Below are 13,064 nucleotides of genomic sequence, written 5' to 3'. Positions count from 1 at the left end.
GTATGTATTGTGTGATACAATAAATTCAATGTACAAAAATTAAAGGAGAACGTCGCATGAAGGAGATTGAACAAAAACTACAAGGAAAAATCAATCGATTAACTAATAAAACATTTAAATTTGATGAACGAATTCGAGAAGGATGGTTTTCAGCAGTTTATTTCTTGAAAACAAAAGAAATTGCTGAAAAGAAATTACCACAAAATAATGTTACGATGCAATTCTTCCAAAAAGAAGATTCTGTTTTATGTGGTACAGATGAAGCCATTGCCTTAGTACATACATTTGCAGATAAACCAGAAAATCTTGAAATTTATTCTTTAAAAGATGGAGATAAAATATCTCCTTTTGAATCCGTAATGACAATCTCTGGGCCATATCAGAGTTTTGGCTTCTTAGAGGGGATTATTGATGGGATATTAGCTAGAAGAACATCGGTTGCCACAAATGTATATAATGTCGTAAAAGCGGCTAGAACATCAGGGAAACAAAAGCCTGTAATCTTTATGGGGGATCGTGATGATCACTATACACAACAGGCTGGAGATGGTTACGCTGCATTTATCGGTGGATCAACTGCACAAGCAACACATGCCATGAATGAATGGTGGGGGAAAGAAGGAATGGGAACGATGCCCCATGCAATGATCCAAATGTTTAGAGGTGATGTTGTTGCAGCTACACAAGCCTATCATGAAGTATTTCCTAACGATGATTTAGTAGCATTAGTGGATTATAATAATGATGTGATAACAGATTCATTAAAAGTAGCTAGGGCATTTGGAGATAAGTTAGTAGGAGTACGATTAGATACTTCAAAAACATTAGTTGATAAGTATTTCTTGCGCAACCATCACTTGATGGGTACGTTTGACCCTAGAGGTGTTAATCCTGAGCTTATATTTGCTTTAAGAAAAGCGTTAGATGATGAAGGATATAAACATGTTGAAATTGTTGCAACAGGTGGATTTACAGAAGATAAAATTCGTCACTTTGAAAATCTTGGTGTTCCAGTTGACACATATGGTGTCGGGAGAAGTTTACTAAATATGAAAATTGGTTTCACCGGGGACAATGTACTTCTAAATGGTACTCCTGAAGCGAAAGAAGGTAGACGGTATCGTCCAAATCCTCGTTTAGAAAAAGTGGAATACAGGGATTCACGGGAATAATAAATAGTGTTATATTTAGTCGGAGCACACAGCCTGTTACTAAAATAAGCATTCTGAAAAGAAATAGATAAAACTGACTATAATAAAGTATGGGTAAGAGGTAAGTTTTACAAACACAAAGTGTTCTGTTTTTGCTATAATGAGTACTTGAGGTTATTGTACACATAAATTTGGAGGTTCTTTTTTATGACAACTTACCATTTTATTGGTATTAAGGGTACAGGAATGAGTGCACTTGCACAAATACTAGATGACTCTGGAGAAAATGTTCAAGGGTCTGATGTAGAGAAACGATTTTTCACCCAAGATGCACTTGAAGCTAAAGGTATCCCAATTTATTCTTTTTCAGAAGAAAATATAAAAGATAATTTTACAATTATTGCTGGAAACGCCTTTTCAGATGATCACGTTGAAATAAGAGAAGCAAAACGTCGGGGCTTAAAATATTATAGGTATCATGAATTTCTCGGTGAATGGTTAAAACAATATACAAGTGTTGCTGTTACTGGCGCACATGGTAAAACATCTACTACCGGATTACTTTCTCATGTACTTCAACAAAATTTTCCTATCTCCTATCTGATCGGAGACGGGACTGGGAGAGGACATGTAGATAGTGAATATTTTGTATTTGAAGCATGTGAATATCGTAGGCATTTTCTTAGCTACGAACCAGACTATGCAATAATGACAAATATTGATTTTGATCATCCAGATTATTTTACTAGTATAGATGATGTGTTTAATGCATTTCAATCAATGGCAGATAATGTGAAAAAAGGTATTATTGCTTGTGGAGATGATGAACAACTTCAACAGATTCAGGCAAAAGTACCTGTAGTGTACTATGGATTCTCTCCATCCAATGACTTCCAAGCACAAAATGTAAAAGAGGTGGAAGACGGTACTGAATTTGATGTGTTCGTTCGCAACACATTTTATGATTCTTTCAAAATACCGATGTATGGAAACCATAATATTTTAAATGCCTTATCAGTCATTGCGATTTGTCATTATGAAGGACTTCAAGCAGATGCAATGAAGAGTCTTTCTACATTTCAAGGGGTAAAACGTCGATTTACTGAAAAAGTAATTGATAGCCAAATAATTATTGATGATTATGCACATCATCCAATAGAAATCACTGCAACCATTGAATCAGCGCAGAAGAAATATCCTAATCGACCAATTGTTGCTATATTCCAACCACATACTTTTACAAGAACTAAAACATTTTTACAAGAGTTTGCTGATAGCTTAAAGGAAGCTGATCATGTCTTTCTTTGTGATATATTTGGTTCGGCTAGGGAAGATAATGGTCAATTAACAATTGATGACTTATTGAAACTAATTGATCATGCAACATTGTTAGAAATCGAAAATATTGATGTCCTTCAAGAACATAAAGACAGTGTCCTTGTATTTATGGGAGCTGGAGACATTCAAAAGTTTCAGGAAGCCTATGAAAAAAGTTTACAAGTAAGTAATAATGAATAGGAATACAAAAAGAGTGCTAATTTGTTAAGAATCTAGCACTCTTTTTTTATATAGCGTGACTAACAAAACGAACGCTATTCTGTAGTGATTTAAATTTTTTCGAGATAACTTATGTTCTTTCCAAACTAGCAATACATTCACTTCTAAATAAAATTCTGAATTGATTAAAGGATTTTCATACATAAATGTCGAAATTGTTGATAGGGGACTGCTATAATATAGATATACTAAAATTTCTATTTTGAGTAACAATAGAACTAGATGTTGTTTAGAGTCGACATATTTCGGGAAAATAGAAGTATAGGACTTACTATATGGAGATTTCCTATTAAGTAAAGCAGGCTCTATAGTAGAAGATCAATCATACTTAAAAATGGACAAGAGAAGGGAATGAATTGGAAGATGGAAGGGTTGTTATATATTGCAGCAATCATTGCAGCAGTAGCATTCGCAGTATTAGTTGTATTTTTAGCTATGACGTTAAAAGCATCTCAACGTACATTAAACAATGTTGCTAATACATTGGAGTCACTTGAAAAACAGATGCAGGGTATTACTTCAGAAACGACAGAACTCTTAAATAAAACCAATAAATTAGCTGATGATATTAATGAAAAATCATCAAAATTGAATGGTGTTTTTGATGGAGTTAAAGGGATTGGTGAAACAGTTCAAGAATTTAACCAATCATTAAAGCAGTTCTCTTCTACTATTTCAAGAACTGCTATGCATAATCAGGACAAGGCATCACAAGCAGTTACCTGGGGAACAGCATTAGTTGATATGTGGAAAAAGAAAAGAAAATAATAAAAGCTTAGGGAGGAAATTAAGAAATGGGAGAAAACAACAATAACATTAACAGTAAAGATTTTATGATTGGTACATTAATTGGTGGGTTAGTAGGTGCTAGTGTCGCTTTACTTTTTGCACCAAAATCAGGAAGAGAACTAAGAGGGGATATTAATCAAGGGGCAGTTCAGGTTCGAGAACGTGCTGGCGATTGGAAAGAAACTGCCCAAGTGAAAGGTTCAGAATGGAAAAATAAAGCGATGGAAAAAGGTTCTGAACTAAAACAGCGTGCAGTTGATTCTTCACAACAAATCTCAAAAACGGTATCAGAAAAAACACAAGATGTAACAAAAAATGTACAAGAAAAACTTAACGACATTCGTAATAAAGAAGATGAAGCGTTAGAAACAGTGAATGAAGTAGCAGACGCTATTGAAGAAGTTGCACAAGACTTAGAAAAATAAAATGATTAATAAATAAACAAGAGGGCGGGGGGGCATAACAACCTAAATAATATAAAATATCAGTGTGTAGACGCAGGTACATCTCTCGGGTCTTCAGACACGTGCTATTCCCGCAGGACAAATCTTTTCGGTGGGACCGAGTAATCGCAGGCACAGTTCCAAGGAAAGCTACGTCAGAGGAACATCGCACGCAGAAAATGCAAATGGAAATGCATTTTCAAGGAGTCAACAGCCATCCGCTCCAAACAACAATTTATATTGCAATATTTTAAATTGATATTGACGCCAAACTAGCGTAGTGTATTTTCCGTAGCGTTCGACTCACGTCTCCACTATAATTTTCTCGCAACATCAAAAATCCGAACAATTTTTTTCATTGTTCGGATTTTGATTTATCTAAAATACTTTTATCTCAGCCTTTTACTATATTCTAATGAAATTTTATTTCTAATTGATCTCCGTTCATGATGGTATCGTAGAAGGTAGTGGGTTGATTACTTTTTAGCAAATCAAATTTTCCACTCGCATTTGTTAAATCAATCTCTACATATCTAAATACATCCTGAAAGATAAAAGGTTCCAATTCACACTCTTTTAAAGTGATTCTATCATTTGGATGGATAGTTGTTTCTAATTGTAATTCTTGTTTATCACGTATTGCTACCAGTTTTTTCTTCACCAATTCCACTTGTTCTCCATTAAAAAGAACCGTAATGTGGTGCCATGGGTCTAGTTTTAAGTGGTTTAATAGGTCTTTAACGGTTGACTCACTATTTTCTAGAACGTCTAATTTATCCCCTGATTTTATAGGAGTATTTAATGACATTACTTTATTATTTAAAAGTATCTTTGATTTTCCATCAGCTAGTGTGAGATTCTTGCCGTCAACCGTTATCGTAAATGGATTAGTTGATGGAATCTCAAGCTTGTGCCAATCAAAAAATTCTTCTATAGTATTGGGATACTTTATCACAATATTGTCATTATCTTGTACTAAATATGTTTTTTCCGTAGTAGAACCATTAACGTATATTTTTCCAGGAATATTTATTAATTCTTCATTGTAAAAAATACTGATTGTAGGGATAGAACCTATTAATTCCTCTAACGTTATAGAGGCAGCTTTACCGTTTTTACCAGGTTTAACAATAATCGAATCACCATCATTAATAGCAGTTTCTACTGACGTTTTCTGATTGTTTAAGAGTAAAGTCGGTGCTTGTCCGAACTCCCCTGGTATAGTTATCTCTTTTCCGTTAAGTTTTACGATAGATGCCATTCCTGGTTTTCCATACATCCTATTTATTTTCATCCCAGCTTGTACAAGGCAATCTCCAACTGTTAGTTGTTTGACTTCAAACATCCTGAGAATTTGATCATTAACGGTAGTTGTTATGTAATGGACGGGGTTCCGATTTGCAGAAATTGCAATACCAATCGGTGTTACAAAGTTAGGTCCACTAGGAATATTATCTGTCTTCTTTAATGTTTGAATGGCATCCATCCCACGAATGGCAACCCGATTACTCGGTAATTGTAACTTCTCAGCTAGTAGTGTCGTTAATTCTGGAGTCAAACTGCCTCCACCAATAAGCATCACAGCTTTAGGGCTCTTCTTATTTAGTCTATAAATTTCTTCAGCAATTTGATGTGCTAATTTTTCAATATTTGGTTTGTTATCTTGTAATAATTGGTCATACGTAATTGTGTTTTCAAAACCAAGAATATCCGTTATTACTGCCTCACCGTTGGTTACGATATCACGCTTAGCTTGTTCAGCTAAGGGGAAATCTAATAAATATTGATCACTAATCGATTCTGTAATCTCATCTCCTGCAACTGGGACCATTCCATATGCAACTACTGTACCATTATTGGTGATCGCAATGTCGCTGGTACCTGCCCCAATGTCTACTAGTGCTACATTTAATCTCCTCATTGATTCAGGGATTAGTACATCAATTGCTGCGATTGGCTCCAAAGTTAAGGCTTGCATTTCTAAGCCTGTTCTTTCCAAAGCAGAGAGTAATGATTCGATTACCACTTTTGGTAGAAATGTCGCTATTATTTCAACAGATGCTTCCATCCCACTTTGATCAATGAGAGATCCTATTTGTTCATTATCAATTTTGTAATATAATACAGAATAACCAACACAATAATAGTTAGAATAATGGTTATTCGTTTCTTGATTGGCTAATTCCACTTGGGCCGAATGTACAGCACTTAACTCCAAATGTTTGATGGTAGTTTTTTGTGTAATCGGTTGCTGATTTATATTAATGGAAGCAGTTGATTGTATCGTTTTAAGCGACCGCCCTGCTGCTGCAACACTCACGCGCTTTAATTCTCCATGTTTATCCTCTAGTATACGTTTTACTTGAGATATCACATTGGCCACTTCTTCAACATTATGTATTTGGCCATCATGCATGGACCGAACTTTATGCTCAATTGAACAATAATCCAATAATGTATAATGTTCATTCTCTTCTTTAAGTATTATTCCGGTTACTGATCGAGTCCCAATATCCAGAGCAAAAATAATAGGATTATTTTCCATAATTTAAATAATTCCCCCTGTAAGTAGCTAATTCTATTATAACTTATCAATGAGAAAGGAAAAATAGTAAGTATACTTGTTTCTATAGAAAGTTAGTCGTATAATTTTTACATATACCAATGTATATTGTTAGACATTTTACGGCAAAAATTGTAATAGCTAACCCAGGAGGAATTTTTTAATGGCTAATAATGATATAGAAATGTTACGAAAAGAACTAGATGATGTAAATCTACAATTACTAGATTTAATTAATAAACGTGCCTCTATTGTTCAAGAGATTGGACATATTAAGTATAAACAAGGTGTTAATGTATTTGATCCTGTCCGTGAAAAAGAAATGCTAGAGCAATTAGTGGCACATAATAAAGGTCCATTTGATAATGCGACAGTTAAACATATTTTTAAAGAAGTATTTAAAGCATGTGTGGAGTTACAAGAGGATCATCATCGAAAAGCGCTACTGGTTTCTCGTAAGCGTAAAGCAGAGGATACAATTATCAACATTAAAGGTGAAAAAGTAGGGAACGGAAAAACACAATTTGTTATTGGACCTTGTGCGGTAGAAAGCTATGAACAAGTTGAAGAGGTCGCAAAAGCAGCTAAGCGGCGTGGTGTGAAATTGTTTAGAGGTGGTGCATTTAAACCAAGAACATCTCCATACGATTTTCAAGGTTTAGGTATTGAAGGGTTACAAATTCTTAAAGAGGTTGCTAATCAATATGACTTAGCAGTTGTTAGTGAAATAGTTAATCCTGCCCACATTGAGAATGCAATAGATTATGTAGATGTTATACAAATAGGTGCTAGAAATATGCAAAACTTCGAATTGTTAAAAGCGGCAGGAGATGTTGATAAGCCTGTTCTCTTAAAACGTGGACTTTCCGCAACGATTTCTGAATTTATCAATGCTGCAGAATATATTATTTCTCGTGGAAATGGTAATATTATGTTATGTGAAAGAGGTATCAGAACGTATGAACAAGCGACAAGAAATACGTTGGATATCTCTGCCGTACCGATTCTAAAACAAGAAACACATTTACCAGTTATGGTTGATGTTACGCATTCAACTGGAAGAAGAGATTTATTAATTCCAACAGCAAAAGCAGCCTTAGCTATTGGTGCAGATGCTGTAATGGCAGAAGTCCATCCAGAACCAGCAATTGCTTTGTCTGATTCCCAGCAACAAATGGATATACCAATGTTTGATCATTTTATGGATGAATTATCGGTGTTTGCAAATAACAAGCTAAAAAGTTAAGTGATAAATATATAGGAGGAAAAGAACATGACAGTTACAATTTATGACGTAGCACGAGAAGCAAATGTTTCTATGGCAACCGTTTCACGTGTTGTAAACGGAAATCCAAATGTAAAACCCACTACTAGAAAGAAAGTATTAGCAACGATAGAGAGGTTAGGATATAGACCAAATGCAGTAGCAAGAGGGTTAGCTAGTAAGAAAACAACTACAGTAGGTGCAATTATCCCTGATATTTCTAGTATCTTTTTTGCCGAATTAGCAAGAGGGATAGAAGATATTGCGACAATGTATAAATACAATATGATCCTTAGTAACTCGGACCAAAATAAAGATAAAGAAATACAGTTAATTAATGCGATGTTAGAAAAACAAGTGGATGGTATCATTTTCATGGGCGGGAATATATCTGAAGAGCATGTAAAAGAGTTTTCAAGTGCATCGGTTCCAGTTGTATTGGCAGCAACATATGACGGTTCAGACACGATCCCTTCAGTGAATATAGATTATGAAGAAGCAGCATATGAAGCAACTAACTATTTAATTGAAAAAGGGAATAAACAACCGGCATTTGTTTCTGGTAAGGAAGACACTGCTATCAACCAATTGAAATATCAAGGCTATGTTCGTGCATTAGAAGAAACAGGTTCTGCAGTTAAGGACGAGTATATTGTAAAAGGAGACTATACGTACGATTCTGGAATTAAATTAGTTAATGAATTACTGGAATTAAATGAGAGACCTACTGCTATCTTTGTAGCTGCTGATGAAATGGCATTAGGAGTTATTCATGGGGCACAAGACCGTGGGTTAAAGGTTCCTGATGATTTAGAAGTCTTTGGTTTTGATAATACAAGACTGGCTACAATGGTAAGGCCTACATTATCAACTATTGTTCAACCAATGTATGATATTGGTGCAGTAGCTATGCGATTACTAACTAAATATATGAATAAAGAGGAAGTAGAAGAACAAAAAGTAGTATTGCCACATCGAATTGTCGAAAGGAACTCAACAAAATAAGAAAAATGTCGATATAAATAGAGTAGGAAAATGTCTTATTTTGTTCAGGGAGAGAGAATATGAGGAAACGAGATTTATTAACCCCTATTGGCATTACAGTTGGATTTATTATGATTATGGTAGCGATCATCTCAAGAGGCGGAGAAAATGCGACCTCATTTATAGATATTTCATCTATATTTATTGTAATTGGTGGCTTAATAGGGTCTTTATTAATTAACTTTAAGCTTGAACAGCTAAAGTTGACAACCCGGGTAATTAAAGAAGCCTTTCATAAAAATGAGCACCAATTATCAGGCTTAATCAATCTATTTATACGTCTTTCGGAACGCGCACGTAGAGAAGGAATTCTTGCTTTAGAAAATGAAATATCAGAAGTAGAGGATCCGTTTATAAAAAAAGGGGTATTACTTGCTGTTGATGGAATTGAACCGGAAGTAATTAACGATATTATGAATGCTGAAATTACTGCAATGGAAGAAAGGCATTATAACGGTCGGAAAATTATTGAAAAAGCGGGAGAATATGCTCCTGCATGGGGAATGATAGGTACACTTGTTGGGCTAGTTCTTATGCTAAATAGTTTACAAGATCCAGCTACATTAGGTCCAAGTATGGCAGTAGCACTATTAACTACTCTTTATGGTACAATACTTGCAAACCTCGTATTTATGCCTATGGCTAGTAAACTAGAAAATAAGACAGAAGAAGAAGTATTTATTAAGCAAATTATAATAGAAGGTGTAATTGGTGTTCAGTCTGGACAAAATCCACGAATTCTAGAAGAAAAATTAAGTGCTTTCCTTTCAAATGAAGAAGAATTAAGCTCGAAGGAAAAACAAAATGATATGGATTCCGTGGAGGGAAATATAAATGAAGCGTAGAACTGAAAAAAAAACGAAAAATAAGGGTGCACCTAAATGGATGGTAACCTATTCCGATATGGTAACTCTCATTCTTGTTTTCTTTATTCTACTATTTTCTATTTCACAGATTGATAGTGCAAAATTTGATGCTGTTACCGAATCATTCCGTAATCGAGTTATTTTTGATTTTAATCCATCACCGATCCCAATGGATAATCCAACAGAACATAGTAGTCACGAGAAAAGCGGAGAGCAATCGAACGAATTTGAAAATCCAACAGATCTCCCAGAAAAAAGCCAAAATGATGATATTGATGAATCGAAAGAACAACAGGATGATTCGTTAACTGATTTAATGTCTGATATAGAAGTTTATTTAAATGAGAATGAATTAAATAACGTTGTATCAGCAACTAGAACAGAACGTGGTGTAGTATTAGTCTTACAAGATAGTATATTGTTTGACCCAGGCGAGGCAGAAATTCTTTCGGGTGCACTTCCTTTCTTAAGCAAAGTAGGAGTACTGCTTGAAGAAATCCCAAATGATATAAAGGTAGAAGGGCATACGGATACCGTACCTATGTCAAGTTATCGTTACCCCTCTAACTGGGAATTATCAGGAGCAAGGGCTAGTAGTGTTGTTCGTTACTTAATAGAAAGTGAAGAGATCGATGAAGCAAGATTCTCAATCTCTGGGTATGGAGAAACACGGCCAGTTGCTTCAAATGATAATGAAGAGAATCGAAAGAAGAATCGAAGAGTAGAAATTATAATTTTAAATGAAGATTCAAAAGAGGTTGCTTCATAAGTAGAACTTGCTTATGGTGTGGCCTTTTTTTGTTGATAAGAAGGAACAAAAAAACAGCAACTGCACAATATATAGGCAGCTGCTATTTAGTAATTTTTGTATACTTTAATAGATTTAAGAGGGCTGTTTCATTTTTTTCTGTGATTTCTTGTTTTCTTGGTATGTCTGGTGTAATCTCGGGTAAATCTTCCCATAGTTTGGGTAGGCCTACAGTAGCCTCTTTTTGCCATTTTTCTAACCAATCTTCTGGTAATTCTCCTTGTAAAGGAGTTCCGTATTTCATGACATTCCAAATTTGCCCCCATGCTCTAGGTACAACTCTCCAAATGTCATAACCTCCACCCCCAAGTGCAACCCATTTTCCACCAGTATATTCATGTGCAAGCTCATGAGCAAGTTGAGGGATTTTTTGATAGACTTCCATTGTTGTACAAAGGTGTGTTAATGGATCGAACACATGGGCATCTGCACCATTTTGGGTAACAAGAATGTCTGGCTTGAAAAATTCTATTATTTTTCTTAATGCAGTTTCATAGACTTGCAAGAATGATTCGTCTTGTGTAAATGCATCGATAGGGAGATTAAATGAATATCCATGTCCGGCTTTTATGCCCCTCTCATTGACATTTCCAGTGCCAGGAAAGAGGTATCTACCTGTTTCATGTATAGAAAAGGTACATACATTAGGGTCATCATAAAATGCCCATTGAACACCATCTCCGTGGTGGGCGTCTGTATCCACATATAAAACTTTTAGATTGTACTTTTCACGAATGTATTTTATCGCAATTGCCCCATCATTATAAATACAAAATCCAGAAGCTTTTCTTTTTAACCCATGATGTAATCCACCACCTAAATGGAGTGCATGTTGTGCATTTTCATTGAGTACTGTATCTACAGCAGTTAATGTACCACCGACTAATAATGATGAGGCTTCATGCATATCTTTAAAAATTGGAACATCCTCTGTACCTAATCCGTATGGTAATCCTTCAGTCTCAGATAGTAGTCCTTTACCTGCTCTTTTGACAGCATCAACGTATGATGCGTCATGAAAAAGTTCGAGTTCTTCGTCAGTAGCCATTCTTGGCTTAATGATATCACTAGAATCAATCTTTTTTGATGATTCTAATAATTCTTTGGTCATTAATACACGTTTTTGATTAAATGGGTGATCCGGATGAAAATGGTAAGTTAGTAACTCATCTGAATAAACAAAAGCGGCATGACATTTCATCGTTTAGGCCCCGGAATATTATTTGGCCACATTAATTCATATCCTGCTTCTCTCAAATCATTAATAACAGGTAAGGGGTTCATGGTTTGAATTCGAAATACTAAAACTTTATAATTTGGATCTTGATGATACGGATAAATTAGAACGGATGTTATGTTCATCTTTCTACGACCAAAAACAGCCGCAACCTCTGGTAAAATGCCAGGTTTATGGGGAACTTTAACTTCAATATGGGAACTTTGGACATGGGTTCCAGTTAATTGAATTAATGTATATAGCATATCTTTTTCAGTAACAATACCAATTAGTTTGTTATCTGATACTACAGGTAAACTTGCAAATTCCTCATCATAAAATATTCGCGCAATTTCTTCTACAAAATCAAGAGGGTGTACAGTAATCACTGGATGGCTCATAATGGTCTGTATTTCACTTTGTAAAATTGCTTGATCAGAATCTTTAACTAAGACAGATGGACTCGCATCACGAACATCACGATCTGATACAATTCCAATTACAGAGCGATTTTCATCAATGATTGGAATATGTCGGATACGGTTTTCTTGTAACAAATGTAAAGCTTCTGCAATTGTAGCTGTTGGGCCTAATGTTACGACATTTCGATTCATGATTTCTTCAACTTTCAACTAAATCCCCTCCCTCATATTACGATAGCGATGTCTTTGTAAGAAACGAAGTGTATCAAATCTTTTAATGGAATCTTCGTCAACATTTTTACCAATACGTACCATTAGACAATTTGCTGGATGGGAAATTATTTCAGGATCATCTGTTGGGGCAGGGAGTAGTCCTCCTGCAGCCATCATTTTTTCCATTACTTTTCGATATTCCCATATACTTAGTTTTGTACCGTCTAAGTCCCAGTGCCAATAATACTCAGTTGAAATAATAATATAATTCTCCATGAATTCATCTAACATGGATACCCTCAATAAGTTTGAAGCTACTCCAACACCACGATAACTTGGAATAATCTCAATCGCACCAAGTTCAATTAGATTTTCCATATTGAATGTTGACCATCTTTCTAATGGGTCCGGGTGTAGATATGTAACATAACCAACAATAAGATCGTCTTTTCTTGCAATAATAATTCGACCTTCTGATAAATCAGCAATACCTTTTATTGCTTCAAATTGTTGCTGTGCAGGACGAAATGCTATTAAGTCCTCATGAAATTTATAATTACTAAGTTCAGACGAGGGAACTGGACCTTCAATAATAATGGAATCTTCTTTAGTTGTTATTATTTTTTTGTGATATTTCTTTACATGATTCACGGCTTCACCACCAGCAATATTTTCTCCTTAAGACTATTATACAGGATAATCGTTTAAATTTTTAGTGTTTTCCAGAT

The 13,064-nt window shown here is 35.0% G+C and carries 12 protein-coding genes; 8 read left to right on the top strand and 4 right to left on the bottom strand.

What is annotated here, in order from left to right:
- Positions 1 to 56 precede the first annotated feature (56 nt).
- The 4 genes from BUB12_RS04425 to BUB12_RS04410 all read left to right on the top strand — a co-directional run bounded on the left by BUB12_RS04425 (position 57) and on the right by BUB12_RS04410 (position 3,922).
- Positions 57 to 1,172: a nicotinate phosphoribosyltransferase gene (locus BUB12_RS04425; RefSeq protein WP_072888453.1), complete on the top strand. Its 1,116-nt coding sequence runs from the start codon at positions 57 to 59 to the stop codon at positions 1,170 to 1,172.
- Between the two features lie 186 nt (positions 1,173 to 1,358).
- Positions 1,359 to 2,669, top strand: coding sequence for a UDP-N-acetylmuramate--L-alanine ligase (murC, locus tag BUB12_RS04420; RefSeq protein WP_072888451.1), 1,311 nt, complete (start codon positions 1,359 to 1,361; stop codon positions 2,667 to 2,669).
- Between the two features lie 402 nt (positions 2,670 to 3,071).
- Positions 3,072 to 3,476 (top strand): DUF948 domain-containing protein, encoded by a 405-nt coding sequence (locus tag BUB12_RS04415; RefSeq protein ID WP_072888521.1) that lies wholly within the window; start codon positions 3,072 to 3,074, stop codon positions 3,474 to 3,476.
- A 26-nt stretch (positions 3,477 to 3,502) separates the two neighbouring features.
- Positions 3,503 to 3,922, top strand: a complete 420-nt coding sequence (locus BUB12_RS04410) for a YtxH domain-containing protein (RefSeq protein WP_072888449.1) — start codon at positions 3,503 to 3,505, stop codon at positions 3,920 to 3,922.
- Positions 3,923 to 4,352: 430 nt separating this feature from the next.
- On the opposite strand, the gene BUB12_RS04405 is transcribed toward BUB12_RS04410, so the two are convergent.
- Positions 4,353 to 6,485 (bottom strand): cell division protein FtsA, encoded by a 2,133-nt coding sequence (locus BUB12_RS04405; protein ID WP_072888447.1) that lies wholly within the window; start codon positions 6,483 to 6,485, stop codon positions 4,353 to 4,355.
- A 181-nt stretch (positions 6,486 to 6,666) separates the two neighbouring features.
- Between BUB12_RS04405 and BUB12_RS04400 the strand changes: the two genes are divergently transcribed.
- Genes BUB12_RS04400 through motS form a run of 4 tightly spaced genes read left to right on the top strand, consistent with a single transcriptional unit; the run spans position 6,667 to position 10,446 of the window.
- A complete protein-coding gene (locus BUB12_RS04400) occupies positions 6,667 to 7,749 on the top strand; it encodes a bifunctional 3-deoxy-7-phosphoheptulonate synthase/chorismate mutase (RefSeq protein ID WP_072888445.1) in 1,083 nt (360 codons plus the stop codon).
- Between the two features lie 27 nt (positions 7,750 to 7,776).
- Positions 7,777 to 8,772 carry a catabolite control protein A gene (ccpA, locus tag BUB12_RS04395; RefSeq protein ID WP_072888443.1) on the top strand — a complete coding sequence of 332 codons (996 nt, stop codon included), beginning with the start codon at positions 7,777 to 7,779 and terminating at the stop codon, positions 8,770 to 8,772.
- Positions 8,773 to 8,831: 59 nt separating this feature from the next.
- Positions 8,832 to 9,656, top strand: coding sequence for a flagellar motor protein MotP (gene motP / locus BUB12_RS04390; RefSeq protein ID WP_072888441.1), 825 nt, complete (start codon positions 8,832 to 8,834; stop codon positions 9,654 to 9,656).
- The gene (gene motS / locus BUB12_RS04385) at positions 9,646 to 10,446 is read left to right on the top strand and encodes a flagellar motor protein MotS (RefSeq protein WP_072888440.1); all 801 of its coding nucleotides are present in this window, start codon (positions 9,646 to 9,648) and stop codon (positions 10,444 to 10,446) included. The genes motP and motS overlap by 11 nt, the downstream gene beginning before the upstream one ends.
- A gap of 82 nt (positions 10,447 to 10,528) precedes the next feature.
- On the opposite strand, the gene BUB12_RS04380 is transcribed toward motS, so the two are convergent.
- From BUB12_RS04380 to BUB12_RS04370, 3 genes are read right to left on the bottom strand one after another with little or no spacing between them, the layout of a single operon-like run.
- Positions 10,529 to 11,686: an acetoin utilization protein AcuC gene (locus tag BUB12_RS04380; protein ID WP_072888438.1), complete on the bottom strand. Its 1,158-nt coding sequence runs from the start codon at positions 11,684 to 11,686 to the stop codon at positions 10,529 to 10,531.
- A complete protein-coding gene (locus BUB12_RS04375) occupies positions 11,683 to 12,333 on the bottom strand; it encodes an acetoin utilization AcuB family protein (RefSeq protein WP_072888436.1) in 651 nt (216 codons plus the stop codon). The genes BUB12_RS04380 and BUB12_RS04375 overlap by 4 nt, the downstream gene beginning before the upstream one ends.
- Complete coding sequence (locus BUB12_RS04370) at positions 12,334 to 12,987, bottom strand: GNAT family N-acetyltransferase (RefSeq protein WP_072888434.1); 654 nt, start codon at positions 12,985 to 12,987, stop codon at positions 12,334 to 12,336.
- Between the last annotated feature and the right edge of the window lie 77 nt (positions 12,988 to 13,064).

Source organism: Ornithinibacillus halophilus (assembly GCF_900129485.1).
Lineage (GTDB): Bacteria > Bacillota > Bacilli > Bacillales > Amphibacillaceae > Ornithinibacillus > Ornithinibacillus halophilus.
This window is presented reverse-complemented; position numbering and strand designations above follow the sequence as displayed.

Excerpts from the sequence above, each read along its gene's own strand:
- BUB12_RS04425 (WP_072888453.1), top strand. The coding sequence starts at position 57 with ATGAAGGAGATTGAACAAAAACTACAAGGAAAAATCAATCGATTAACT.
- murC (WP_072888451.1), top strand. The coding sequence starts at position 1,359 with ATGACAACTTACCATTTTATTGGTATTAAGGGTACAGGAATGAGTGCA.
- BUB12_RS04415 (WP_072888521.1), top strand. The coding sequence starts at position 3,072 with ATGGAAGGGTTGTTATATATTGCAGCAATCATTGCAGCAGTAGCATTC.
- BUB12_RS04410 (WP_072888449.1), top strand. The coding sequence starts at position 3,503 with ATGGGAGAAAACAACAATAACATTAACAGTAAAGATTTTATGATTGGT.
- BUB12_RS04405 (WP_072888447.1), bottom strand. The coding sequence starts at position 6,485 with ATGGAAAATAATCCTATTATTTTTGCTCTGGATATTGGGACTCGATCA.
- BUB12_RS04400 (WP_072888445.1), top strand. The coding sequence starts at position 6,667 with ATGGCTAATAATGATATAGAAATGTTACGAAAAGAACTAGATGATGTA.
- ccpA (WP_072888443.1), top strand. The coding sequence starts at position 7,777 with ATGACAGTTACAATTTATGACGTAGCACGAGAAGCAAATGTTTCTATG.
- motP (WP_072888441.1), top strand. The coding sequence starts at position 8,832 with ATGAGGAAACGAGATTTATTAACCCCTATTGGCATTACAGTTGGATTT.
- motS (WP_072888440.1), top strand. The coding sequence starts at position 9,646 with ATGAAGCGTAGAACTGAAAAAAAAACGAAAAATAAGGGTGCACCTAAA.
- BUB12_RS04380 (WP_072888438.1), bottom strand. The coding sequence starts at position 11,686 with ATGAAATGTCATGCCGCTTTTGTTTATTCAGATGAGTTACTAACTTAC.